This is a genomic window from Oleiphilus sp. HI0079, assembly GCF_001635105.1.
In genome coordinates this window covers 1-939 of sequence record NZ_LWFT01001162.1, presented here as the reverse complement: position 1 = coordinate 939, position 939 = coordinate 1, and the positions used below count along the sequence as shown (strand labels likewise).

Annotated in this window: 1 protein-coding gene; it reads left to right on the top strand. The window is 47.0% G+C overall.

Annotated elements, in window-relative coordinates:
• Positions 1-939, top strand: a 939-nt coding sequence (gene thrS, locus A3750_RS20770; RefSeq protein ID WP_068548738.1) for a threonine--tRNA ligase, incomplete at both ends; no start/stop codon positions are given.

Below are 939 nucleotides of genomic sequence, written 5' to 3'. Positions count from 1 at the left end.
AGCTGATGAGAGTGTCTGGTGCGTATTGGCGTGGTGATTCTGATAATAAGCAGTTACAGCGTATCTACGGCACGGCCTTTGCCGACAAAAAGCAGCTAAAGCAGCATTTGAATCGCCTTGCTGAGGCTGAAAAGCGTGATCATCGAAAGATTGGTAAAAAACTAAACCTATTTCATATGCAGGATGAGGCGCCAGGAATGGTGTTCTGGCACGATAAGGGTTGGAGTATTTATCAGACAATCGAATCGTACATGCGCATTAAGCAGCGACAGTACGACTATAAAGAGATCAAGACACCGCAGGTTGTTGATCGTACTCTATGGGAGCGTTCCGGTCATTGGGATAAGTTCAGTGAGCAGATGTTTACAACGCATTCTGAGAATAGTGATTTTGCGATTAAGCCAATGAACTGCCCATGTCACGTGCAGGTATTCAATCAGGGGCTAAAAAGCTACAAAGAATTGCCGTTGCGTCTCGCGGAGTTTGGCTCTTGTCACCGTAACGAGGCAAGCGGTGCTTTGCACGGTATTATGCGCGTACGGGGTTTTACCCAGGATGATGCGCATATTTTCTGTACGGAAGAACAGATTCAGGCGGAGGTCGCTGATTTCATAGACATGTTGCATGAGGTCTATGAAGATTTTGGATTTACTGAGATTCTTTACAAGCTATCAACGCGCCCTGAAGAGCGGGTCGGAAGCGACGAAGTTTGGGATAAGGCAGAGGATGCGCTTGCGAAAGCCTTGGATGCAAAAGATCTGAAATGGGATTTGCTGCCAGGAGAGGGTGCATTTTATGGTCCGAAAATAGAGTTTTCGTTGAAAGACTGTATTGGCCGAGTTTGGCAATGTGGAACGATTCAGGTCGATTTTTCGATGCCTGGTCGCCTAGGGGCGCAATATGTTAGCGATGAACAAGACCGCAAAACCCCTGTTATGC